The organism is Sphingomonas elodea ATCC 31461, assembly GCF_000226955.1.
Lineage (GTDB): Bacteria > Pseudomonadota > Alphaproteobacteria > Sphingomonadales > Sphingomonadaceae > Sphingomonas > Sphingomonas elodea.
The window spans coordinates 39,913-61,366 of the sequence record NZ_AGFU01000006.1; the positions used below are offsets into that span (position 1 = coordinate 39,913).

The window sequence follows — 21,454 nt, forward strand, 5'->3', positions numbered from 1 at the left end:
CCCGCCTCTGGCATCGGCACGGCAGGGTCCCCATCTCCTTGCCATGACTGCTTATTCGCTGCTCGATCTGGTTCCCGTCGTTCAGGGCGGGACGATATCCCAAGCGCTCGTCAACGCGGCCGATCTCGCCGCCCATGCCGAACGGCTCGGCTTCCAGCGCTACTGGATGGCCGAGCATCACGGGATGGAGGGGATCGCCAGCGCCGCGACCGCGGTGGTGATCGGCCATGTCGGCCAGGCGACCAGCCGTATCCGCATCGGCGCCGGCGGCATCATGCTGCCCAACCATTCGCCGCTGCAGGTGGCCGAGGCGTTCGGCACGCTCGATGCGCTGTTCCCCGGCCGGATCGACCTCGGCCTGGGCCGCGCCCCGGGATCGGACCAGCGGGTTTCCGCCGCGATCCGCCGCAACCTCGACAGCGACGGCAACGACTTCCCCCGCGACGTGATGGAGCTGCAAAGCTACTTCGCCGATGACGGCCGCACCGGCATCCGCGCGACTCCGGGCGCGGGCGCGGACGTGAAGTTGTGGATCCTCGGCTCCAGCACGTACGGCGCGCAGCTCGCCGCGGCGCTGGGGCTACCCTATGCCTTCGCCTCGCATTTCGCGCCGGGGCTTATGGACGAGGCGATTGCCGTCTATCGACGCAATTTCCGTCCGTCCGAGGTGCTCGACAAGCCGCACGTGATGCTCGGCTTCAACGTGTTCGCCGCCGATACCGACGCGGAGGCGGAACTGCTCGCCAGCTCGCAGCAGCAGGCCTTCGTCGCGATCCGCACCACCGGGCGCGGCATCCAGCTGCCGCCGCCGGTGCCGGGCTATCGCGAGAGCCTGGGCGCGCAGGGCAACGCGATGCTCGATCAGGTGCTGTCCGCCTCGGCGATCGGCGGTCCGGCCAAGGTGCGCCGCGAAATCGAGGCGTTCGTCGAACGCACCCAGGCCGACGAGCTGATGCTGACCAGCGCGATGTTCGATCACGAGGCTCGCAAGCGCAGCCTGACGATCGCCGCCGAAGCGATGCGCGCGGTGGAGCCGGCCTGAGCCTCAGCCGGCGGCGGGCAGGCGCAGGCGGACCAGCAGGCCGCCCAGGTCCTCGCTCTCTTCCAGGCTGACCGTGCCGCCATAGATTTCGGCGACGTCGCGGACGATCGCGAGGCCGAGCCCTGTGCCCGGCTTGCCGGTATCGAGCCGCACGCCGCGATCGAAGATGCGGATCCGGTCGGCCTCCGGGATGCCGACGCCGTCGTCCTCGACCATGATCTCGGCGAAGCCGGAATCGAGCTTCGCCGTCACGAACACGCTGCCGCCGCCATATTTCGCGGCGTTCTCGACCAGGTTACCGAGAATCTCGTCGAGATCCTGCCGCTCGATATGGGCGACCGCGTCCTTCACCCCGTCCACGTCGATGCGGACATTGGGGTAGAGCCGGGCGACCGCGCGCTCCACTGCCTCGATCGACGGCCACACCTCGGCGCGGCTGTGCGCGCTGCCACGGCGACCGACGGCGCGGGCGCGGGCGAGGTGATGGTCGATCTGCCGCCGCATCGTCCGCGCCTCGCGGATCACGGTATCGGGCAGGTCTTCCTGGCCCGCCGCGGCGGCGTTCATGATCACGCTGAGCGGGGTCTTGAGCGCATGGGCGAGGTTTCCGGCATGGCGCCGCGCCTCCTCGGCCTGGCGGTCATTATGGTCGACCAGCGCGTTGAGTTCGTCGACCATCGGGCCCACCTCGGCCGGCAGCGGCCCGCCGACGCGCTTGGTGTGCCCGGCGCGGAGGCTGGCGATCTCGCGGCGCACCTTGCGCAAGGGGCGCAGGCCGTACCAGGTCTGCAGCGCCGCCATCGCGACAAGCCCCAGGCCGAGCAGCGCGAAGCTGCGCACCAGCGTGCGGCGCACGGTGGCGATCTGCGCATCGAGCACGTCGCGGCTCTCCGCCACCTGGAAGCGCCAGCGCACCGGCGAGCCGGGCAGCTTCAGGTCGCGCTCGGCAATGCGCAGCTTCTGGTCCTGGAACTGGTTGCTGTCGTAGAAATGGATCTCGCGATCGTTATGGACCGCATCCATCTTCAGCCGCCGGTCCCACAGCGAGCGCGAGTAGAAGGGTTCGTGCCCGTCGCCGCTGATCTGCCAATAGGCGCCCGAATTGGGTTCGAGGAAGCGCTGGTCCGCCAGCTCGCGGGTAAGCCGCACCTCGCCATTGCCGTCCAGCTCGGCGGAGACGATCATCGACGAGACCAGATAGTCGAGCTGGTCGTCGAAATTGCGGGTGATCGCGCTGGTCAGCACCCGGTCGAGCGCCAGCCCGCCGCCGACCAGCAACAGCAGGATCCAGGCGGTGGCGACCAGCAGCATGCGCCGGCTGACCGATCCGGTGACGCGCACCCGCCCGCGCGGCCGGCGCTCGCCTGCGCCGACCTCGCCGTCGAGGTCGCTCTGGATCGGCTCCGCCTCCATCTGGGGGTCAGCCGAAGTTGGCTTCGTCCAGGCTGTAGCCGAGACCGCGGATGGTGGTGATCACGTCGGCGCCCAGCTTCTTGCGGATGCGCGTCACGAACACTTCGATCGTGTTGGAATCGCGATCGAAATCCTGGTCGTAGATATGCTCGATCAGTTCGGTGCGGCTGACCACCTTGCCCTTGTGGTGGAGCAGGTAGCTGAGCAGCTTATATTCCTGCGCGGTGAGCTTCACCGGCTCGCCGGCCTTGGTGACCTTGCCCGAGCGGGTGTCGAGCCGGATGTCGCCTGCGGTCAGCTCGGCCGAGGCGTTGCCCGAGGCACGGCGGATCAGCGCGCGCAGCCGGGCGATCAGCTCCTCGGTCTGGAACGGCTTGGCGACATAGTCGTCGGCGCCGGCATCGAGGCCCGCCACCTTGTCCGACCAGCTGTCGCGCGCGGTGAGCACCAGCACCGGGGTGGTCTTGCCTTCCTTGCGCCAGCGATCGAGCACCGTCAGCCCGTCGATCTCGGGGAGGCCGAGATCGAGGATGATCGCGTCATATTGCTCGGTCGAACCGAGGAAATGCCCTTCCTCGCCGTCCGTCGCCAGATCGACGGCATAGCCGGCCCCCTCCAGCGCCGTGCGCAGCTGGATGCCGAGATTGGGTTCGTCCTCGACGATCAGAAGTCGCATTCGCTGTTCCGTCCTTCTCTTGTGCTTCGCTCAATTGCCCACGCGGCGCAGGATCTGGCCGGTATGGCCGTCCACCTCGATCCAGATGACCGATCCATTGCGCAGGAATTTGAGGGTGTAAACGTCGTGCTCGGGATCATAGTCGAACCCGAGATATTGCGCGCCGGGCATGCGGGGGATCACCCGCCGCTCGATCTCACGCGCAGGCAAATTCTGGCCACGAAGCCGCCGCTCGCGCGCCGCACGCTGGCCATCGTCCTGGGCGGCCGCGAAGGGGCGCGCCACGGCCGGGCTCGTGAGCGCGAGGCTCGCAAGACACGCGACCAGAACAGAGGGAACCAGCATTCGCATGGGCATGGCATAGGGTCCGGGCATTGAATAGCCCCTGAACATGGCCGCCAGCAGCGGCTCGGCAATTGTGGCATTGGTGCATCGCTTTCGTACCTACGCTTGCGGGGCCGCCCGCCGCCGCCTAGGTGCTGCACCATGGCTGCTCCGGTGCTTTCCTATGAAGGGCTGGGTCTCGTTCAGGGATCCGGCTGGCTTTTCCGCAATCTCGACCTGCATGTCGGCGAACGCGATCGTCTCGCGCTGATCGGCCGCAACGGCGCAGGGAAAACGACGCTGCTCAAGCTGATCGCCGGCGTGATCGACAGCGACGAGGGCCGCCGCACCATCGTGCCCGGCACCCGCGTGATCCTGCTCGAGCAGGAACCGCGCATGGCCGGCTGCACCACGCTGATGGACTATGTCCTCTCCGGCGACGACGCGCCCGCCCAGCACGAGGCGGAGGCGATCGCCGACCAGCTCGGCATCGACCTGTCGCGCGAGGCGGCGACGGCGTCCGGCGGCGAACGACGCCGCGCCGCCATTGCTCGCGCGCTGGCGCAGGATCCCGACGTGCTGCTGCTCGACGAGCCGACCAACCATCTCGATCTCGGCGCGATCGAATGGCTGGAAGACTGGCTGACGCGCTTCAAGGGCGCGTTCGTCGTCATCAGCCACGATCGTACCTTCCTCACCCGCCTCACCCGCCAGACGCTGTGGCTCGATCGCGGTTCCATTCGCCGCGCCGAGATCGGTTTCGGCGGCTTCGAGGCCTGGACCGAGCAGGTCTATGCCGAAGAGGAGCGCAACGCCCAGCGGCTCGACGCCAAGCTCAAGATCGAGGAGCATTGGCTCCAGCGCGGCGTCACCGGCCGGCGCCGGCGCAACCAGGGTCGCCTGTCGAAGCTGAAGGAAATGCGGGCCGAACGCGCCGCGATGACGGGGCCCCAGGGGACCGCCGCGCTCGCCACCGCCTCGGACGGCAACCAGACCAAGGTGGTGATCGACGCCAAGCACGTCACCAAGCGCTTCGGCGACCGCACGATCATCAAGGACCTGACCTTCCGCGTCACCAAGGGCGACCGGATCGGCATCGTCGGATCGAACGGCGCGGGCAAGTCGACGCTGCTCAAGATGCTCACCGGCGAGCTGGAGCCCGACGAAGGCACGGTCAAGCTCTCGCAGACTCTCGACGCGATCATCATCGACCAGCAGCGCAGCCTGATGGCGCCCGACAAGCGGGTGCGCGACGTGCTGGCGGACGGCGGCGACTGGATCGACGTGCAGGGCGCGCGCAAGCACGTCCATGGCTATCTCAAGGAATTCCTGTTTGATCCCAGCATCGCCGAGGCGCGGGTGGGCACGCTGTCGGGCGGCGAGCGCTCGCGCCTGCTGCTGGCGCGCGAATTCGCCCGACCGTCCAACCTGCTGGTGCTCGACGAGCCGACCAACGATCTCGACCTCGAGACGCTCGACCTGCTCCAGGAGGTGATCGCCGATTATGCCGGCACGGTGCTGATCGTCAGCCACGACCGCGACTTTCTCGATCGCACCGTCACGGTGACGCTGGGGCTGGACGGCAGCGGCACGGTGGACGTGGTGGTCGGCGGCTATGCCGACTGGGAGGCCAAGCGCCGCCCGCGGATCGAGGCGAAAAAGGCGAGCAAGCCTGCCGCCGCGGCGCCCGCGCCCGAGGTCCCCAAGGCCCGCACCAAGCTGAGCTACAAGGACCAGCGCGATTACGAGCTGCTGCCCAAGCGGATCGAGGAGATCGACCAGATCATCGCCCGCGACGAGGCGGCGCTGGCGGATCCGGCGCTCTACACCAAGGATCCGGCGAAGTTCGCCAAGCTGAGCGAGGGAATCGCGCGGCTGCGCGACGAGAAGGATGCCGCCGAGATGCGCTGGCTGGAACTGGCCGAGATGGTGGAAGCGCTCGGCTGAGGAGCCTCGGGAGCCAAAGAAATGCCCGCCGGAACCGGTCCGGCGGGCATTCTTTCTCCAGAAGGCTCAGTGCGCCGCGAAGCGGACCCGGATGGTCCGTCGTGCCGTCCGCAGCATGCCCCCGGCAAAGCCGAAGCCGGCGATCAGCATCGCCCAGTTCGCCGGTTCCGGTACGGCGGAAAATGCCGTTGCCGAGAAGCTGGTAAGCCCGCTGCCCTGCGTCGTCAGCGACACCGCGCCGGGCGTGTCGGTGAAGCCGGCTACGCGGAAGGTTCCCTTGGCGAGGATTTTCAGGCCGCCGCCCGACCCGTCCGGCGTCACCGTCACCGAAGTGATGGAGGCGAGATCGAAGAAGATCGTCGAACCGATGTCGAAGAACGAGGCGATCGGTCCGCTGGTGAAGGTCGGCAGGTCCTTGATCGTCCCGCAGGGGCCGATGCACGCGAGACCGGCGAACACACCCGAGGTTCCCAGAACGGAGAAGAGGGTACCGGGAATGCCGCCGTCATTTGCGGGACTCGCAGGCAACGAGAATTGATAGAAATCCAGACCGGTGGCGGCGTTCATCGTGGGTGCCCCGATCGGTCGAACGAAGCCGGTAAAATTGATCTGGCCGATCAGCGTGGCGGCCCCGGCCGGTGCTGCCACGCACGTCAACGCTGCCGCGGCAGCGAGCCTAGTTACGATACGCATGTGCGGTACCTCTCCATCGAACGGTATTATTTTCACGCGACTCGATTTTTTCGCACTGCGTCCAAGTTAATCTTCCGTTAATGAGGAACAACACACTTCATAGATGCATAACTCTACATATATGCATTGTGCGGCACGGGTGGTTGTGTGGGCGAACGCAGCGCATGCACGGCTGGTCGCCGAACAGGGGCCTGCCAGAATCTACAATTTCCTGCATTTTTTCGATTGCCCGCGCATCTGCCTGATGCGATTCGGTCGCAGCAGGGATGTGCGTGCGCACAACGGTTTTCGGGCGCTCGGGCCGCTGTCCCGTTTTGATACGCTGCAGCATGGCGCAGCGTCGGCCGCTGCATCCAAGTTTCTGATTTCGATGGCGTAACGAGCTAGAGGCGCTTGCCCTGACGGCCTGCCAGCTCGACGACATATTGCCAGGCGACCCGGCCCGAGCGGCTTCCGCGCCGGGTTGCCCACTGGATCGCTTCCTGCGGGTCGAAATCCAGCCCGTGCGCTTCCGCATAGCCGCGGACGATCGCGACATAGGTGTCTTGATCGACGACGTGGAAGCCCAGCGACAGGCCGAAGCGGTCGGCGAGGGCAAGGTCGTCGTCGATCGAATCGCGCGGATTGATCGCGCTCGCCTGCGCCTCCAGGTCGCGCGGCAACAGGTGGCGGCGATTGGAGGTGACGAGCAGGCGGCAATTGGCCGGCCGCGCCTCGGCGCCGCCCTCCAGCAGCGAGCGGAGCGCCCGCGCATCGGCGGCGGCGTCGAAGCCGAGATCGTCGATGAAGATCGCGAAGGGGCGATCGGTGGTGGCGAGCAGCGCGAACAGATCGGGCAGCGTCTCCAGATGGGTGGTCGCCGCCTCGACCAGCGCGAGCCTGCCGCCCTCGGCCTGCACCGCGCCCACTGCACCCTTCACCAGCGCCGACTTGCCGGTGCCGCGCGCACCCCACAGCAGCACGTCCTGCGCGGCATGGCCGGCGGAGAGGCGCTGGAGATTGGCGAGCAGCGCCGCCCGCTGCTTCTCCACCCCCTGCAGCAGGGCGAGCGGGGTCGGTGCGAAGGCGCGCGCGGGCACGATCTCGCGGCCGCGCCACACATAGGCGGGATGCGCCTCCACGTCGGCCGGCGGAGCAGGGGGCGGCGCCAGTCGTTCCAGCGCCTCGGCGATGCGGATCAGCGGATCGGTCATGGCGGCGCTATAGCGCAACGCTGCGCCGGCGCGAGCCTCCCGACGATGATCAGCTGCTTGCCGTTTCCTTGTTCCGCCAGAAGTCCTGGACGATTTCCCAGCCCTCCTCGGCGGTTTCGCAGAAGCGGAACAGGTTCAGATCGCGCGGCGAGATCACGCCCTCGTCGCACAGCGCCTCGAAATTGACGACGCGATTCCAGAACTCCTTGCCGTAGAACAGCACCGGGATCGGATCGACCTTGCCGGTCTGGATCAGCGTCAGCAGCTCGAAGCTCTCGTCGAACGTGCCGAAGCCGCCCGGGAACACCGCGACCGCGCGGGCATGCAGCAGGAAGTGCATCTTGCGGAGCGCGAAATAGTGGAACTGCATGCTGAGCCCCGGCGTGACATAGGGGTTCGGTGCCTGCTCGTGCGGCAGCACGATGTTGAGCCCGATCGTCTCCGCGCCCACGTCCTGCGCGCCGCGATTGGCCGCTTCCATGATCGAAGGACCGCCGCCCGAGGTGACGACGAAGTGCCGCTTGCCCGCCGCGTCGAGCGGGAAGTTGCTCGCCAGCTGGCCCAGCTTGCGGGCGACGTCGTAATATTTGGACTTGGCGACCAGGCTCTCGGCGATGCGCTTCTGCTGCTCGGTCTCGGCGAGCGCCAGCACGGCCTCGGCCTTGGCGGGCTCGGGAATGCGCGCCGAACCGTAGATCACGAAGGTGGAGGCGATGTTCGCCTCGTCGAGCAGCAGCTGCGGCTTCAGCAGCTCCAGCTGGAAGCGCACCGGCCGCAGGTCCTCCCGCAGCAGGAAATCCATGTCCTGGAAGGCGAGCCGGTAGGCGGGATGCTCGGTCTGGGGCGTGCCGGTGGCGGTGTTGGCGGTCTCGGCCTCCTGCTGGGCAGGGCGGAAGACGCGCGACGGGACTCTCGTATCGCTCATTACCGGCCGATTAGGCGCATCCGCGCCGCTTGGAAAGCCTCAGGCGCAGAACGGCCCGCGGCCCATGTCGAGGTGGAAATGGTCGCGGTGGACGTAATTATAGTTCGGGCTCAACACGGTAGCGAAACGCTTGCAGGCGGATCCGTGGACCGTTTCCAGGAAACGGCGGATGGCCGGATCGGGGTTCGCCCAGTCCTTCAGGATGGAGATCCGCCGTCCGTCCTTCAGCACGAAGCCCGACACGTCGACCGCATTGGCAAGGCCGTGCTCGGACAGCTTGGTCGAGGCCTGGACATTGCCGACCACCGCCCGGCAGACATAGGTGCCGAACGTGTCCACCCGGACCAGGTCGCTGCCCAGGATCTGCCGCGCGGCGGGGGCGACGGCGAACTGCACCCAGCCGGTGAAGGCGCGGGCGAGCGGGCAGCGCATCGCCTTGATGCCGCCCACCGGCACGCCGATGTCGAGCAGCTGCACGGCGCCCTGCACCGCGCAGCCCCCGCCGAAGTCGCGATCCGGCAGCGGGCTGTAGCGCACGCCGGCGCGGCTGAGGTCGGTGAAGCATTGCTGGGTGTCGCGGGGGGTAGGGCCGTTGAGCGTGATCGGGCCGCTCTGGCGCGGGCGGGCGACCGGCGGGCGGGCGGGGCGCTTCTCGCCGCCGTCTCCGCTGCCGAAGATGCAGGCCGAAAGCAGCAGGGGCAGCAGCAAGGCGGCCGGCAGAAACGCGCGCGAGGAACCCATGGCGCGACCCTACGCCAGTTCGGCAGCGTCGCGAACCACGGCTCGTCGCACGCGCGACTCGCTTCGTCAGGCGGTCGTGTCGAGAAAGCGTGCGCTGAGGTCCGCCGGTACCCGCAGCAGCCGGCCCGAGGCGCGGTCGATCAGTGCCCAGGTGGTCACCGCCTCCACCCGCACCTTGCCGTCCGGGCCGAGGAAGCGGACATGGCGGTTGAAGCGCGCGCCGCGCGGCGGCTCCGGCACCCAGGTTTCGGCGGTCACCGTCTCGCCTTCGCGGACATTGCCGCGATAGTCGATCTCGTGGCGGGTCACCACCCAGACCAGCGCCGCCTGCTCCTCCGCCGTCGCGAGCGATGCCCAATGGGCGCCGGCGATGTCCTGAATCCAGGCGACCCAGACGGCGTTGTTGACATGGCCGAGGATGTCGATGTCGTCCGGGCCGGCGGTGATGCTGAGCGAGAAGCGCGCCATGACTGCAATGTGTAGCCCGGTTCCTGCCCCGCGACTATTGCGCCGGCTTGCCGGGATCGCTCCGGAACTTGATCGCCCGGATGCGCCATTGGCGCTGCTCCGGCGTCGCGCCGTCGATCTCGCCGGCGCGGTGGAGCGTGACCTCGCCGAGTTGGTGGAAGGGTTTGCCGGTCGCCTTGATGCGACCATAGGCCTGCACCGGCACGGTAACATAGCGCTGCCCTGCACCCGCCTCGATCCGGCCCGGTGCACCGATATTGGCGTGATATTCGGAATAGGGGGCAAAGCGCGCGGTGAAGGCCCTGGCGTCCCCGCCCGATGCCTTGCCACCGTCGCTCCACAAGGCCCAGGCCTGGTCGGTGCGACCGCTTTCGATCAGCGCATAATAGGTCTGCACGACATTGGCGGCACCCTGGGCGCTGTCCGGCGTGAACTTGGCTTCACGCACCGGGGTGCGGTCGTCGGGCAGGCTGCCGGGCTGGCCGGGGGCGGGCGGATCGAGCGGTTCGAGCGTCCCGTTGGGCGGTGCCTCCTGCGTGGCATTGGCCGGTGCCTGCAGCGTCGCGGCCGGGGCGGTCCGGTTCACCGCGGTCGTGCCGTTCTCGGTGCCGTTCTCGGCCGTCGGGGGCAGACCCGAGGAGCAGGCGGCAAGCGAGCAGGCGGCAAGTAGGGCAGGAATCAGGCGCATCCGGGTCTCTTCCACTTCGAGACTGGGCGAACGAGCCACCGGATGCGCCGGTTCCTCAATCCTTGAGCGGCTGGTTGCCGACAAAGCCTAGCTTGACGATGTTCGCTCGCTTGATTGCGGCGAGCACCGTGTCGAAGCGGTCGTAGCGGGCCTCGGGATCGGTTTGCAGCTCCAGCACGGCGGAGTCGGTGCGAAGGCTCGCCAGCTTTGCTGCCAGGGCCGATTCGGCGAGGCGTGCGCCGTCCCAGAACAGCGCCCCGTCCTTGTCGATGGCGAGGCGGTGGCGGGCATCGTCCGTGGGGATACCGTCCTGGGGCATGTCCACCGGCACCTTGTGGGTCATCATCGGCATGCTGAGGATCATCACGATCAGCAGCACCAGCATCACGTCGATGAACGGCGTCACGTTGATCGCGCCGATCGGCATGGGGTCGGACGCGGGTACGAACTTGCGCATGGCCTCTCCTCCAACGTTATTACGGTATAACGTAACATAGGTCGGGGCCGACGCAAGCGTCATGCATGTTTCCAGTTCCGTCGCTTGCCGTCGCGGCGCCAGGCGATGGCCTCCTCCGTGCGGCGGGCCCGCGTTTCGGGGCGCTTCGCCGCGCCGATCCATTCGCAATAGTCGCGGCGACAGCTCGGCGGGTATCGGCAGCTCGGGGCGGGGTTGGCGTGCCGGTCGCCTGGACACGCCGCCGCTCGCCAGGCGATCGGCCGCCGCGCGCACCATCGCTTCGAAGGGTGCGGCAGCCTCGACATAGGCGTCGACTCGGGGGTCGGTGGGCATGGCGCGTCGAGCCTCCGCCCACCGCGCCACCCCGTCAAGCATCAGGGTCGAAGCGCTGCCTCGTCCCGATCGTCGAGTTCTTCGTCCAGATCGTCCTCGTCGACATCCTCGTCGTCGAAATCGTCCTGGATGTCGTCCTCGTCGAGGTCGTCCTCATCCTCGTCGGCGTCGTCGTCTTCCTCGCCGACCTCGTCGTCGGTCATGGCGAGATCGTCGAGATCGTCGTCGTCATCCTCGCCGCCGCCCAGATCGGGGGCGAGATCGGTCAGCAAGGATCCGTTGTCGGGGCCGTCGCTGGTCGCTTCGAGAATTTCGGCGCGTTGGCTTTCGTCATAGCCTTCCGCGTCATAGCCGTCGTCGCCGGGGCCCTGGATGCCGCTCATCGCCCATTTCCTTCCCAAGTCCGGCGGGGATCGCCGGGGTTCGAATGCGCAACGGCGCAGCCCCCGGCTGCGTTCCGACTCAGCTGGGGCGGAACATCCGTCCGCGCTCCGTTACTGCTACAACCACCAGCGATAGCCCGCCCATGAGGAGAAATCCGCTGTACAGGGGTATGGTGGTGCCTTCGAAGGCCTGGCCGATCGCCGCACCGATCAGCGCGCCGGCGATGGTGGTGACGAAGCCCTGCAGGCTGGAGGCGGTGCCGGCGATCGCGCCCATCTTCTCCATCGCCATTGCCGAGAAGTTGGAGGTGGCGAGGCCGAAACATGCCATCATCAGCGCCTGCAGCGCGGCGAAGCTCCACAGCGTCTCCAGGCCGAGCAGGGTGACGGCCAGGTGGATTGCGGCGAACAGCGTCAGCAGGCTGAGCGCGGTGTGGGAGATGATGCGCGTGCCGATCCGCATCACGATCCGCGAATTGAGGAACGAGCCCACGGCCATGGTTCCGGCCACGCTGGCGAAGACGATCGTCATCAGTTCGGGACGGTGGAAGACGTCCGCCATCACCTGCTGGATCGACCCGATGAAGCCGAACAGCGCGCCGGAGAGCAGGCCGGTGGCGATGGTGTAGCCCACCGCCGCCCGGTCGCGCAGCATCACGCCATAGTCGGCGATCACCCGCGCCGGCTGCAGCGACTGGCGGGCGCCGGCCGCCAGAGTCTCGGGCATGCGCGCGGCGAACCAGGCCATCACCAGCGCGCCGATCGCGCCGATTCCCCAGAAGATCGTGCGCCACGATCCGCCGGCGGCGAGGATGATCTGCCCCACGGCCGGCGCAAAGATGGGGGCGGCCATGAACACGATGAAGACAAGGCTCATCACGCGCGCCATCGCGCGGCCGGCATAACAGTCGCGCACCAGTGCCACGGTGACGACGCGCGATCCCGCCGCCGCCGTGCCCATCGCAACGCGGGAGGCGAGCAGCAGTTCGAAACTGCCCGAGATCGCCGCGATCCAGCTCGTCACCACATAGCAGCCGAGCGCCACCAGCAGCACCGGCCGTCGCCCGAACCGGTCGGACAGTGGCCCATAGGCCAGCTGTGCCGTTCCGAAGCCGATCAGGAAGGCGGTGATCACGAACTGACGGTGATTGGCCGATTCGACCCCCAGGCTGGTGCCGATCGCCGGAAGCGCGGGCAGCATCGAATCGATGCCGAGCGCGGTCAGTGCCATCAGCGCGGCGGCGAGCGCGACGAACTCGGCGAAGCGCAGCGGGGCCTGGCCGGCCGAGGCGGTGCTCAGGTGCGGGGCGTTCATGGCAGCGGCAATGGCGCAAGCCTGCCGCTGCGTCACCCTTTTTCCGGTTGACGTGGATACCCGCGCAACAACATTGCGGGGTGTAACCGCACCAGGAGTATCCCGATGAATCGCCTTTTCGTGCCCCTGTTGCTGCCGATCGCGCTGGCTGCCTGCCACGGCAACGCGAACATCAACTTCGATGGCAACGATACCGACGGCAACAGCGTGATCTCCACCGACGCGAGCGGCCGTATCCAGATCAAGGCGCCGGGCATCCAGGGCTCGATCACCCTGCCGAAGATGCCGCTCGATGCGAAGAACTTCGACATCGACGGGGTCACGCTCTATCCGGGTTCGACGCTAAAGAATCTGAAGGTCAACGACGGCGCCGGCGACAAGGACGGCCAGGTCATCGTCGAGTTCGAGAGCCCGGCGGCGCCGACGGTGGTGCGCGACTGGTTTCGCGACAACATGACCAAGCAGGGCTTCAAGGTGACGACCAAGGACGATAACCTGATCGGCACCACCGACGACGGCCAGCCCTTCGCGCTGCAGCTGAGCGCGCGGGGCGACAAGACGAAGGGCCTGATGCAGGTCGGCCGCTGAGCCCGGAGCGGGACACCGGCGGGCCATTGGGAATGTCCCCAGGCTTGTAGGCCCCGCGGTGGCACGACTAACCACGCGTTTTTGCGTTCGGAGATTGTGATGTTGGATACCCTCGCCGAAATTCCGGTGCTGTCGCTGAAGGAGCAGGCCGGCGATCCGGAAGGCTTCGCTCAGGCGTTCGGCCAGTCGTTCCAGCGGTTCGGCTTTGCGGTGGTGCGCGATCATGGCGTGCCGCAGGAACTGATCGAGCGCGCCTGGCGCCTGACCAAGGCGTTCTTCGACCTGCCCGAGGAAGAGAAGCGCGCCCACTTCATCCCCGGCGGCGGCGGCGCGCGCGGCTACACGCCGTTCAAGACCGAGATCGCCAAGGGTGCGACCCATGTCGATCTGAAGGAATTCTGGCACATCGGCCGCCAGCTGGCCGCCGGCCATCGTTTTGCCGACGTGATGGCGCCGAACATCTGGCCGACCCGGCCCGAGGGCTTTCGCGAGACCTTTATCGAGCTGTTCGCCGCCTTCGACGCGGCCGGCGACAAGCTGCTCTCAGCGGTGGCGCGCTATCTGGGCCTCGCACCCGACTGGTTCGACACCGCGGTGAAGGACGGCAACTCGGTGCTGCGCCTGCTCCACTATCCGCCGGTCGCCGCCGATGCGCCCGAGGTGCGCGCCGGTGCGCATGAGGACATCAACCTCATCACCCTGCTGCTCGGCGCCGAAGAAGCCGGGCTCGAGCTGCTCGATCGCGACGGCAAGTGGCTGGCGGTGAAGCCGCCCGAGGGCGCGATGGTGATCAATGTCGGCGACATGCTGCAGCGGCTGACCAACCATGTGCTGCCCTCGACCACGCATCGCGTGGTCAACCCGCCGGCCGAGCGTCGCGGCCATTCGCGCTACTCGATGCCGTTCTTCCTGCATCCGGCGCCGGATTTCCTGATCAAGACGCTGCCCGGCTGCATCAGCGCGGAAAAGCCGAACCGCTATCCGGAGCCGATCACCGCGCATGACTATTTGCACGAGCGGCTGGTCGAGATCGGCCTGATCAAGAAATAAACAGGGCGTGGGCCTGCCCGCCCGCGACAAAATCTGTCTTTCCTTCTGCAAAGGGAAGGCGCTAGGGACCAGGGACGGCGGCAGGGCGGAAGCGCTCGGCCGCCGCCTTGCTGTACGGATCTAGAGGAACGACGAATGGCGGAAGCGTTGCGCGTGGCATTGGCGGGGCTCGGGACGGTGGGCGGAGGCGTGATTCGCCTGCTCGACGCCAATGCCGAGCTGATTAGCCGCCGCGCCGGCCGCCGAATCGAGGTGGTCGCCGTTTCCGCCCGCGATCGCACCAAGGACCGCGGCATCGACCTGTCGCGCTTCGACTGGGTCGACGATCCCGTCGAACTCGCCCGCCATGCCAAGGCGGACGTGGTGGTCGAGCTGGTCGGCGGGTCGGACGGCCCGGCCCTGGCGCTCGCCCGCGCGGCGCTGGGCGCCAACAAGAGCTTCGTCACCGCCAACAAGGCGATGATCGCGCATCATGGGCTGGAGCTTGCGCAGGCGGCGGAAGACGCTTCGGTCGCGCTGAAGTTCGAGGCGGCCGTCGCCGGCGGCGTGCCGGTGATCAAGGGCCTGCGCGAAGGTGCCGCAGCCAACGCGATTTCCCGCGTCTACGGCATCCTCAACGGCACCTGCAATTTCATCCTGTCGAAGATGGAGGCCGAGGGCCGCGACTTCGCCGAGATCCTCGCCGAGGCGCAGGCGCTGGGCTATGCCGAGGCGGACCCCACCTTCGACATCGACGGTATCGATGCCGCGCACAAGCTTTCGATCCTCGCCAGCATCGCCTTCGGCACCCAGCCCGCCTTCGGCGACCTGAAGGCGAGCGGCATCCGCCATATCCTGGCCGCCGACATCGCCGAGGCGGCGACGCTCGGCTACCGCGTGCGGCTGCTCGGCATTGCGGACGCGGGCGCGCACGGGCTGTTCCAGCGCGTCCATCCGCACCTCGTTTCGCTCAGCCATCCGCTGGCGCACGTGACCGGTTCGACCAACGCCGTGGTCGCGGAAGGCAATTTCGTCGGCCGGCTGCTGTTCCAGGGTGCCGGCGCCGGCGACGGCCCCACGGCCAGCGCGGTGGTGGCAGACCTGATCGACATCGCCCGCGGCGAATTCGGCCCGCCCTATGCGATGCCGGCGACGGCGCTCGTTTCCCAGCCCCCGGCGGACAGCGGCGAGCGGCGCGGCCGGTCCTATGTGCGCTTCACCGTGGCGGACCGGGTCGGCGTGCTGGCGGAGATCGCCGCGGCGATGCGGGATGCCGGCGTCTCGATCGAGAGCCTGATCCAGCGCGGCGTCAGCCCCGACGGCAGCGCCCTTGTCGCCATCGTCACGCACGAGGCGCCGGAACGGAGCATCGCCCAGGCGCTGGAAAAGCTGCGGGGGTCGCAGAGCCTCACCGGCGAGCCGATGTGGATGCACATCCTCGACGCGTGAGCGCCGGTCGATAGATCAGTAGTTCAGCCGCAACAGCCGGTGGCCGCTTCCCGGGCACACCGGCATGCCGGTGCGGTTGCAGGCAGGGCCCGCGGCCGCCTGAAGCATCTCCATCTTGCGGTCGATCACCGTCTCCTGTGCGCGGGTCAGGCGGAAGCGGTTGCGCGCGGCGCGGCTGCCGCAATCGCGCTCGACATCGCAGGTGCTGATCAGCGGAGATCTTTCAGGGGCAGGGCGTGCCGATCGGCGGAGCGTCGCGCGGATCACGGCCGGCCGCTCTGCCGGTGCCGCAGCCAGCGCGCCGGCCATGCTCGCGCTTTGCAACGCCAGTGCGATCAACAACATATGCCCTCCTGTCGTGTCCCGCGGACCGAACGCGCCGAAACACCGCCGGTTGCGCAGCCATGCAGGGCTTTCGCCGCGCTCACGGGGCGAGTTCCCGCTGCTGCGTCCGCACCGTGCCGTCGAACCCGACCGTCATGGTAACGCCGACCTTGCCGCACTTGGCCATGAAAGCCCCCTTGCCGCAGGCGACATAGCCCTGCTGCATCGGATCGCCGATCAGGCGGTTCAGCCGCGCGGCATCGGAATCACGGCTGAGATCGGGCGTGACGAAGGGGACGCGGTAGCGATCCGCCTCGCGCCGGGAACAGACGATGATCTCGCCCTGGTCGCTCGGGGCCCGGCACGGAACCTCCGCCCGCGTCAGCGTGCGGTAGTCCGCAACCGCGGTGGCGACCATGCTATTTTGCGCGAACATCAGTAATGCCAGCAACATCGTGTCGATCCTCCACGATTCCACGCAAGGATAGCGCGATTTCTTCTAGAAATCACTAAAGCTCTTCGGGGAACGTCGCTGACAACGTTAGCACGGTCGACAGCACGCCGGTGGGCTCCTATCGCGGTGCACAAATCGAACAGGGGATCACTGAAACGATGCCGAACGCAAGCCATGTTCTCGACCGTGTCCTGGTGCTCGAAATGGTGCGCGTCACCGAAGCCGCGGCGATCGCCGCCTCCAGCCTGATCGGCCGGGGCGACGAGAAGGCCGCCGACGCCGCCGCGGTCGAAGCGATGCGCGAGGCGCTGAACCAGCTCTACATGGACGGCACCGTGGTGATCGGCGAGGGCGAGCGCGACGAGGCGCCGATGCTCTATATCGGCGAGAAGGTCGGCTCTGCGATCGGCAAGGGTCCCAAGATCGACATCGCGCTCGATCCGCTGGAAGGCACCACGATCACCGCCAAGGCCGGCCCGAACGCGCTGGCGGTGCTGGCGGTGGCCGAAGAGGGCAACCTGCTCAACGCGCCCGACGTCTACATGGACAAGATCGCGGTCGGCCCCGGCTATCCGCAGGGCGTGATCGACCTCAACAAGACCCCGACCGAGAATGTGCAGGCAATCGCCGCCGCCAAGGGCGTGAAGCCCAGCGAGATCATCGCCTGCGTGCTCGACCGTCCCCGCCACGAGAAGCTGATCGCCGAGCTGCGCAGCATCGGCTGCGGCATCATGCTGATCTCCGATGGCGACGTGGCCGGTGTGATCGCGACCAGCGATCCGGATACGACCATCGACGTCTATATGGGCCAGGGCGGCGCCCCCGAGGGCGTGTTGGCCTGCGCTGCGCTGCGCTGCGTCGGTGGGCAGTTCCAGGGCCGGCTCATCTTCCGCAACGAGGACGAGCGTGCCCGCGCCCGTAAATGGGGCATCGAGGATCTGGACAAGGTCTATTCGCTGGAGGAACTCGCCAAGGGCGACTGCATCTTCGCCGCGACCGGCGTGACCGACGGCTCGCTCCTGTCCGGCGTCAAGCGCGTCCGCGGCAAGATGACCACCGAGAGCGTGGTGATGCGCGCCAGCTCGGGCACCGTCCGCTGGGTGAAGGGCGAACACCGCGTCGACTAACGGGCTGCAACGGCGCCGCCGGCTTGATCCCGGCGGCGTCTTGCTCCACTAAGTCACCCTGACTTCAGGGGGACGAACGAACATGCGGCATTGGCTGGTTTCCGTAGCGCTCGCGGCACTTGCCGCCCCTCTCGTGGGCGCTGCGCCGCCCCAGCTTACGCCTACCGCGACCGAGGCGCCCTTCGTGTTCGAAGAGGCGATGATCCCGATGCGCGACGGGGTGAAGCTCCACACCGTCATCCTGCGCCCCAGGGACGCCAGGGGGCCGCTGCCGATCCTGTTCCAGCGCAGCCCCTATGGCTCGCCCGATGCCGCGCCGCCGCGTGTGCCGAACAGCTGGGCGCCGCTGGTGCGCGACGGCTATATCTTCGTCTTCCAGGACATGCGCGGCCGCTTCAAGTCCGAAGGCGGCCCTTTCACCCTCTCCACCGAGGTGAAGACCGGCAAGGGCGCGGTCGACGAGGCGACCGACGCCTATGATTCGATCGACTGGCTGGTGAAGAACGTGAAGCCGAACAACGGCAAGGTGGGCATGTGGGGGGTGTCCTATCCGGGCTTCACCGCCGCGATCGCGCTCGCCAAGCCGCATCCGGCGCTCAAGGCAACCAGCCCGCAGGCGGCGTGGATCGACTATTGGAAGAACGACGACCTGCATCGCTGGGGCGCGATGCGGCTCACCTATGCCAGCGACTGGGTGAACAGCCTTCAGGCCGACAAGACCAACGACGGCATCCCCCTCTACGACCGCTACGACACGTACGACTGGTTCCTCCACGCCGGCTCGCCCGACGAGATCGAGAAGACCTATTTCAAGGGCCGGGTGCCGCGCTATCGCGAGATGATCGAGCATCCCGACTATGACGAGCACTGGAAGAAGCAGGTCTGGTCGAACGCGCTCGGCAAGACGACGGTGCCGACGCTCAACGTCGCGGGCTATTGGGACCAGGAGGATCCCTGGGGCAGCTGGAAGATCTGGGAAAAGCAGCGCGCCAACGATCCGAACAAGCTCGCGCTGATGGTCGCGGGACCCTGGGCGCACGGCACCTGGCACTCGCCCGCCAACAGCCTGGGGCGCATTCCGTTTGGCGTCGACAGCGGAGTGCAATTCATCGAGCAGATCGAGGCGCCGTTTTTCGCCTATTGGCTGCACGGCACCGGCACCAGGCCCGACTTCGCGCTGAAGAGCTTCCAGTCCGGCTCGTGGCAGTGGAAGACCTATCAAACCTACCCGCTGGCCAATGCGCAGGCGACCAACCTGTACTTGCACGCCGACGGCTCGCTCAGCTTCACCGCGCCGGCGGCGGGGGAGGGCTGCCGCGACTATGTGAGCGATCCGGCCCGCCCGGTGCCGTTCCGCCCGCGGCCGATGTCGGCCACCTATGCCACGCCCGACTGGCGCTGGTGGGAAGCCGAGGACCAGCGCTTCGTCGACGACCGGCCCGACGTGCTCAGCTATGTCTCCGCGCCGCTGGAGAACGACCTGACCGTCACCGGCGAGGTCACCGCCAAACTGATGGCCTCGACCAGCGGCACCGACAGCGATTTCGTCGTCAAGCTGATCGACGTGTTCCCCGAGAACTACGAGAAGGCGCCGACCGCGCCGGGGGCCTATGCGAAGGGCCTCAACGGCTATGAGCTGCCGATCGCGATGGAGATCCGCCGCGGCCGCTACTTGAAGAGCTTCGAGCAGGCGACGCCGCTGGTGCCCGACCAGGTGACCGCCTGGGACTTCCCGCTGCGCGACCACGACCATGTGTTCAAGAAGGGCCACCGGATCATGGTGCAGGTCCAGTCGAGCTGGTTCCCGGTAATCGACCGCAACCCGCAGACCTTCGTGCCGAACATCTACAAGGCCAAGCCGGAGGACTATCGCAAGGCGACGCAGCGGGTGTGTGCGGGGTCTGCGGTGACGCTGCCGGTGGTGAAGTGATCTGACTTCTTAAGCCCCTCCTCCTTGGAGGAGGGGTTGGTGGTGGAGGGATGCCAGACCAGACGTTGGTCTCGGTGAGACGCGCCCCACCCCAACCCCTCCCCTGAAGGGGAGGGGCTTAAGGTAGGCGTTCAGTTCTTCAGCCGATACCCGGTCCGGAAGATCCACACGATCAGCCCCAGGCACAGCAGCAGGAACACGCCGGTAAAGCCCAGGCTCCAGGCGATGCCGACATCGCCGTGCCCGAAGAAGCTCCAGCGGAAGCCGCTGACCAGGTACACGACGGGATTGAACAGGCTCACCGTGTGCCAGGGCTCGGGCAGCATGTCGATCGAGTAGAAGGCGCCGCCCAGGAAGGTGAGCGGCGTCACCAGCAGCGAGGGCACGATGTTGAGCTGTTCGAAGCTCTTCGCCCAGATGCCGATGATGAAGCCGAACATGCTGAAGGTAACCGCGGTCAGTACCAGGAAGGCGAGCATCGCGGCGGGATGGTCCACCCGCAGCGGCACGAACAGCGCCGAGGTGGCGAGGATGATCAGCCCGATCACCACCGACTTGGTCGCCGCCGCTCCGACGAACCCCACCACCAGCTCGATCGCCGAGATCGGTGCGGAGAGCAGCTCGAACACCGTGCCGGTGAATTTGGGGAAGTAGATGCCGATCGAGGCATTGGCGATGCTCTGCATCAGCAGCGACAGCATGATCAGCCCAGGCACCAGGAAGCTGCCATAGTTCACGCCGTGGATCGCATCGATCCGGCTGCCGATCGCCCCGCCGAACACAACGAAATAGAGCGAGGTGGTGATCACCGGGGTCGCGATCGACTGCCACAGCGTGCGGATCGTCCGCGCCATCTCGAACTTGTAGATCGCCCAGATGCCGGGAAAGTTGATGCCGTTCATGCCTGTGCCCCCACCAGGTCGACGAAGATGTCCTCCAGGCTCGACTTGGACGTGTCGAGATCCTTGAAGGCGATGTTGAGGTCGTGCAGCTTGCGCAGCAGCGACGGGATGCCGGTGCGCTCGGCCTGCGCGTCGAAGGTGTAGCGCAGCTTGTGGCCCTCGTCGGCGAGGCTCAGCTGCCATTCGCCGAGCTCGGCCGGGATCGCGGCGAGCGGCTCGACCAGGCTGAGGTCCAGCTCGCGCTTGCCGAGCTTCTTCATCAGCGCAGTCTTTTCCTCGACCAGCAGCAGCTGCCCCTTGTTGATCACGCCCACCCGGTCGGCCATTTCCTCGGCCTCCTCGATGTAATGCGTGGTCAGGATGATCGTGGTGCCGCGGTCGCGCAGGCGGCCGATCAGCTTCCACATGTCGCGGCGCAGCTCGACGTCGACGCCAGCGGTCGGCTCGTCGAGGAACAGGATGTCGGGTTCGTGGCTGAGCGCCTTGGCGATCATCACGCGGCGCTTCATGCCGCCCGACAGCTCCATGATCTTGGCGTCGCGCTTGTCCCACAGCGACAGGTCCTTGAGGAGCTGGTCGCAATAGGCGTGGTCGGGCGCCTTGCCGAACAGCCCGCGCGAATAGCGCGCGGCCGAGCCGACGCGCGAGAACATGTCGACCGCGATCTCCTGCGGCACCAGCCCGATCCGGGAGCGCGCCGCGCGCGGCTGGCGGATCGCGTCGTGCCCGTCGACCAGGATCGTCCCTGTGCTGGGCGTGACGATGCCGCAGATGATCGAGATGAGCGTGGTCTTGCCCGCGCCGTTTGGCCCGAGCAGGGCGAAGATCTCGCCGCGGTGGATGTCGAGATCGACATGGTCGAGCGCGGTATGGCCCGACGCGTAGGTCTTGGAGACCTGGCGTAGCGACAGGATGGGTTGCATGGGTGATGGAGCCCCGGCCGGAAGGAGCCTGTTAGCTAGGGTGGCGTTCATCCTGGGGCAAGGTGTGGAACCTCGCCCTTTCTTCTCAAGTGGTTCCTTCCCCTGCGGCGGGAGAATGCGCACGCGGCGG

The 21,454-nt window shown here is 67.4% G+C and carries 24 protein-coding genes; 7 read left to right on the forward strand and 17 right to left on the reverse strand.

Translation table 11 applies throughout. From position 1 onward, the window contains the following. The first annotated feature begins 43 nt into the window (after positions 1–43). A complete protein-coding gene (locus tag KK7_RS0102625) occupies positions 44–1,042 on the forward strand; it encodes an LLM class flavin-dependent oxidoreductase (protein WP_010543092.1) in 999 nt (332 codons plus the stop codon). Positions 1,043–1,045: 3 nt separating this feature from the next. Here KK7_RS0102625 and KK7_RS0102630 read toward each other — a convergent pair whose 3' ends face one another. The 3 genes from KK7_RS0102630 to KK7_RS0102640 all read right to left on the reverse strand — a co-directional run bounded on the left by KK7_RS0102630 (position 1,046) and on the right by KK7_RS0102640 (position 3,524). After that, positions 1,046–2,353 (reverse strand): sensor histidine kinase, encoded by a 1,308-nt coding sequence (locus KK7_RS0102630; RefSeq protein WP_029622692.1) that lies wholly within the window; start codon positions 2,351–2,353, stop codon positions 1,046–1,048. A 109-nt stretch (positions 2,354–2,462) separates the two neighbouring features. Next, positions 2,463–3,131 (reverse strand): response regulator transcription factor, encoded by a 669-nt coding sequence (locus tag KK7_RS0102635; protein WP_010543094.1) that lies wholly within the window; start codon positions 3,129–3,131, stop codon positions 2,463–2,465. A gap of 30 nt (positions 3,132–3,161) precedes the next feature. Beyond that, a complete protein-coding gene (locus KK7_RS0102640) occupies positions 3,162–3,524 on the reverse strand; it encodes a hypothetical protein (RefSeq protein ID WP_420186394.1) in 363 nt (120 codons plus the stop codon). A gap of 93 nt (positions 3,525–3,617) precedes the next feature. Here KK7_RS0102640 and KK7_RS0102645 point away from each other — a divergent pair, with 93 nt between their 5' ends. Next, entirely contained in the window at positions 3,618–5,402 is a 1,785-nt protein-coding gene (locus KK7_RS0102645) for an ABC-F family ATP-binding cassette domain-containing protein (protein ID WP_010543096.1), read from the forward strand. Positions 5,403–5,468: 66 nt separating this feature from the next. Here the strand turns inward: KK7_RS0102645 and KK7_RS0102650 are convergent, their stop codons facing one another. The 10 genes from KK7_RS0102650 to KK7_RS0102695 form a co-directional block, all read right to left on the reverse strand. Further along, positions 5,469–6,095, reverse strand: coding sequence for a PEPxxWA-CTERM sorting domain-containing protein (locus tag KK7_RS0102650; protein ID WP_138983906.1), 627 nt, complete (start codon positions 6,093–6,095; stop codon positions 5,469–5,471). A gap of 383 nt (positions 6,096–6,478) precedes the next feature. Then, positions 6,479–7,288, reverse strand: coding sequence for an ATP-binding protein (locus KK7_RS0102660; RefSeq protein WP_029622696.1), 810 nt, complete (start codon positions 7,286–7,288; stop codon positions 6,479–6,481). 49 nt (positions 7,289–7,337) lie between these two features. Continuing rightward, a complete protein-coding gene (locus KK7_RS0102665; RefSeq protein ID WP_010543100.1) occupies positions 7,338–8,213 on the reverse strand; it encodes an LOG family protein in 876 nt (291 codons plus the stop codon). Between the two features lie 39 nt (positions 8,214–8,252). Then, positions 8,253–8,954, reverse strand: a complete 702-nt coding sequence (locus KK7_RS0102670) for an extensin family protein (RefSeq protein ID WP_010543101.1) — start codon at positions 8,952–8,954, stop codon at positions 8,253–8,255. A gap of 66 nt (positions 8,955–9,020) precedes the next feature. Continuing rightward, positions 9,021–9,422: an acyl-CoA thioesterase gene (locus tag KK7_RS0102675; RefSeq protein ID WP_010543102.1), complete on the reverse strand. Its 402-nt coding sequence runs from the start codon at positions 9,420–9,422 to the stop codon at positions 9,021–9,023. 34 nt (positions 9,423–9,456) lie between these two features. After that, on the reverse strand, positions 9,457–10,149 hold the full coding sequence (locus KK7_RS0102680) for a hypothetical protein (RefSeq protein WP_237709115.1): 693 nt from the start codon (positions 10,147–10,149) through the stop codon (positions 9,457–9,459). A 16-nt stretch (positions 10,150–10,165) separates the two neighbouring features. After that, positions 10,166–10,567 (reverse strand): ExbD/TolR family protein, encoded by a 402-nt coding sequence (locus tag KK7_RS0102685; protein ID WP_010543104.1) that lies wholly within the window; start codon positions 10,565–10,567, stop codon positions 10,166–10,168. Positions 10,568–10,626: 59 nt separating this feature from the next. Then, complete coding sequence (locus KK7_RS23710; RefSeq protein WP_083836028.1) at positions 10,627–10,872, reverse strand: YdeI/OmpD-associated family protein; 246 nt, start codon at positions 10,870–10,872, stop codon at positions 10,627–10,629. 69 nt (positions 10,873–10,941) lie between these two features. Continuing rightward, positions 10,942–11,283 carry a hypothetical protein gene (locus KK7_RS0102690; protein WP_010543105.1) on the reverse strand — a complete coding sequence of 114 codons (342 nt, stop codon included), beginning with the start codon at positions 11,281–11,283 and terminating at the stop codon, positions 10,942–10,944. Positions 11,284–11,362: 79 nt separating this feature from the next. Next, on the reverse strand, positions 11,363–12,598 hold the full coding sequence (locus KK7_RS0102695; RefSeq protein ID WP_010543106.1) for a multidrug effflux MFS transporter: 1,236 nt from the start codon (positions 12,596–12,598) through the stop codon (positions 11,363–11,365). Positions 12,599–12,703: 105 nt separating this feature from the next. Here KK7_RS0102695 and KK7_RS0102700 point away from each other — a divergent pair, with 105 nt between their 5' ends. The 3 genes from KK7_RS0102700 (at position 12,704) to KK7_RS0102710 (ending at position 15,664) form a co-directional block, all read left to right on the forward strand. Further along, positions 12,704–13,186: a hypothetical protein gene (locus KK7_RS0102700; RefSeq protein ID WP_010543107.1), complete on the forward strand. Its 483-nt coding sequence runs from the start codon at positions 12,704–12,706 to the stop codon at positions 13,184–13,186. A 99-nt stretch (positions 13,187–13,285) separates the two neighbouring features. After that, positions 13,286–14,236, forward strand: a complete 951-nt coding sequence (locus KK7_RS0102705; RefSeq protein WP_010543108.1) for an isopenicillin N synthase family dioxygenase — start codon at positions 13,286–13,288, stop codon at positions 14,234–14,236. 135 nt (positions 14,237–14,371) lie between these two features. Further along, a complete protein-coding gene (locus KK7_RS0102710) occupies positions 14,372–15,664 on the forward strand; it encodes a homoserine dehydrogenase (protein WP_010543109.1) in 1,293 nt (430 codons plus the stop codon). Between the two features lie 15 nt (positions 15,665–15,679). On the opposite strand, the gene KK7_RS0102715 is transcribed toward KK7_RS0102710, so the two are convergent. Together KK7_RS0102715 and KK7_RS0102720 are read right to left on the reverse strand one after the other, a co-directional pair. Next, positions 15,680–16,009, reverse strand: a complete 330-nt coding sequence (locus KK7_RS0102715) for a hypothetical protein (protein WP_010543110.1) — start codon at positions 16,007–16,009, stop codon at positions 15,680–15,682. Between the two features lie 79 nt (positions 16,010–16,088). Further along, a complete protein-coding gene (locus KK7_RS0102720) occupies positions 16,089–16,424 on the reverse strand; it encodes a hypothetical protein (RefSeq protein ID WP_237709116.1) in 336 nt (111 codons plus the stop codon). A 176-nt stretch (positions 16,425–16,600) separates the two neighbouring features. On the opposite strand from KK7_RS0102720, the gene glpX reads away from it, so the two are divergent. Beyond that, complete coding sequence (gene glpX / locus KK7_RS0102725; protein WP_010543112.1) at positions 16,601–17,569, forward strand: class II fructose-bisphosphatase; 969 nt, start codon at positions 16,601–16,603, stop codon at positions 17,567–17,569. Positions 17,570–17,651: 82 nt separating this feature from the next. Continuing rightward, the gene (locus KK7_RS0102730) at positions 17,652–19,499 is read left to right on the forward strand and encodes a CocE/NonD family hydrolase (protein WP_010543113.1); all 1,848 of its coding nucleotides are present in this window, start codon (positions 17,652–17,654) and stop codon (positions 19,497–19,499) included. Between the two features lie 131 nt (positions 19,500–19,630). On the opposite strand, the gene KK7_RS0102735 is transcribed toward KK7_RS0102730, so the two are convergent. Then, on the reverse strand, positions 19,631–20,401 hold the full coding sequence (locus KK7_RS0102735) for an ABC transporter permease (protein WP_010543114.1): 771 nt from the start codon (positions 20,399–20,401) through the stop codon (positions 19,631–19,633). After that, the gene (locus KK7_RS0102740) at positions 20,398–21,324 is read right to left on the reverse strand and encodes an ABC transporter ATP-binding protein (protein WP_010543115.1); all 927 of its coding nucleotides are present in this window, start codon (positions 21,322–21,324) and stop codon (positions 20,398–20,400) included. The genes KK7_RS0102735 and KK7_RS0102740 overlap by 4 nt, the downstream gene beginning before the upstream one ends. Positions 21,325–21,454: the final 130 nt, after the last annotated feature.

What these genes read in the sequence shown, in the direction of transcription:
- KK7_RS0102735 (WP_010543114.1), bottom strand. Translation starts at nt 20,401, where the DNA reads ATGAACGGCATCAACTTTCCCGGCATCTGGGCGATCTACAAGTTCGAG.
- KK7_RS0102740 (WP_010543115.1), bottom strand. Translation starts at nt 21,324, where the DNA reads ATGCAACCCATCCTGTCGCTACGCCAGGTCTCCAAGACCTACGCGTCG.
- KK7_RS0102630 (WP_029622692.1), bottom strand. Translation starts at nt 2,353, where the DNA reads ATGCTGCTGGTCGCCACCGCCTGGATCCTGCTGTTGCTGGTCGGCGGC.
- glpX (WP_010543112.1), top strand. Translation starts at nt 16,601, where the DNA reads ATGCCGAACGCAAGCCATGTTCTCGACCGTGTCCTGGTGCTCGAAATG.
- KK7_RS0102635 (WP_010543094.1), bottom strand. Translation starts at nt 3,131, where the DNA reads ATGCGACTTCTGATCGTCGAGGACGAACCCAATCTCGGCATCCAGCTG.
- KK7_RS0102710 (WP_010543109.1), top strand. Translation starts at nt 14,372, where the DNA reads ATGGCGGAAGCGTTGCGCGTGGCATTGGCGGGGCTCGGGACGGTGGGC.
- KK7_RS0102675 (WP_010543102.1), bottom strand. Translation starts at nt 9,422, where the DNA reads ATGGCGCGCTTCTCGCTCAGCATCACCGCCGGCCCGGACGACATCGAC.
- KK7_RS0102690 (WP_010543105.1), bottom strand. Translation starts at nt 11,283, where the DNA reads ATGAGCGGCATCCAGGGCCCCGGCGACGACGGCTATGACGCGGAAGGC.
- KK7_RS0102715 (WP_010543110.1), bottom strand. Translation starts at nt 16,009, where the DNA reads ATGTTGTTGATCGCACTGGCGTTGCAAAGCGCGAGCATGGCCGGCGCG.
- KK7_RS0102670 (WP_010543101.1), bottom strand. Translation starts at nt 8,954, where the DNA reads ATGGGTTCCTCGCGCGCGTTTCTGCCGGCCGCCTTGCTGCTGCCCCTG.
- KK7_RS0102720 (WP_237709116.1), bottom strand. Translation starts at nt 16,424, where the DNA reads ATGTTCGCGCAAAATAGCATGGTCGCCACCGCGGTTGCGGACTACCGC.
- KK7_RS0102700 (WP_010543107.1), top strand. Translation starts at nt 12,704, where the DNA reads ATGAATCGCCTTTTCGTGCCCCTGTTGCTGCCGATCGCGCTGGCTGCC.
- KK7_RS0102660 (WP_029622696.1), bottom strand. Translation starts at nt 7,288, where the DNA reads ATGACCGATCCGCTGATCCGCATCGCCGAGGCGCTGGAACGACTGGCG.
- KK7_RS0102730 (WP_010543113.1), top strand. Translation starts at nt 17,652, where the DNA reads ATGCGGCATTGGCTGGTTTCCGTAGCGCTCGCGGCACTTGCCGCCCCT.
- KK7_RS0102695 (WP_010543106.1), bottom strand. Translation starts at nt 12,598, where the DNA reads ATGAACGCCCCGCACCTGAGCACCGCCTCGGCCGGCCAGGCCCCGCTG.
- KK7_RS0102650 (WP_138983906.1), bottom strand. Translation starts at nt 6,095, where the DNA reads ATGCGTATCGTAACTAGGCTCGCTGCCGCGGCAGCGTTGACGTGCGTG.
- KK7_RS0102705 (WP_010543108.1), top strand. Translation starts at nt 13,286, where the DNA reads ATGTTGGATACCCTCGCCGAAATTCCGGTGCTGTCGCTGAAGGAGCAG.
- KK7_RS0102665 (WP_010543100.1), bottom strand. Translation starts at nt 8,213, where the DNA reads ATGAGCGATACGAGAGTCCCGTCGCGCGTCTTCCGCCCTGCCCAGCAG.
- KK7_RS0102645 (WP_010543096.1), top strand. Translation starts at nt 3,618, where the DNA reads ATGGCTGCTCCGGTGCTTTCCTATGAAGGGCTGGGTCTCGTTCAGGGA.
- KK7_RS0102625 (WP_010543092.1), top strand. Translation starts at nt 44, where the DNA reads ATGACTGCTTATTCGCTGCTCGATCTGGTTCCCGTCGTTCAGGGCGGG.
- KK7_RS23710 (WP_083836028.1), bottom strand. Translation starts at nt 10,872, where the DNA reads ATGTCGAGGCTGCCGCACCCTTCGAAGCGATGGTGCGCGCGGCGGCCG.
- KK7_RS0102640 (WP_420186394.1), bottom strand. Translation starts at nt 3,524, where the DNA reads ATGTTCAGGGGCTATTCAATGCCCGGACCCTATGCCATGCCCATGCGA.
- KK7_RS0102685 (WP_010543104.1), bottom strand. Translation starts at nt 10,567, where the DNA reads ATGCGCAAGTTCGTACCCGCGTCCGACCCCATGCCGATCGGCGCGATC.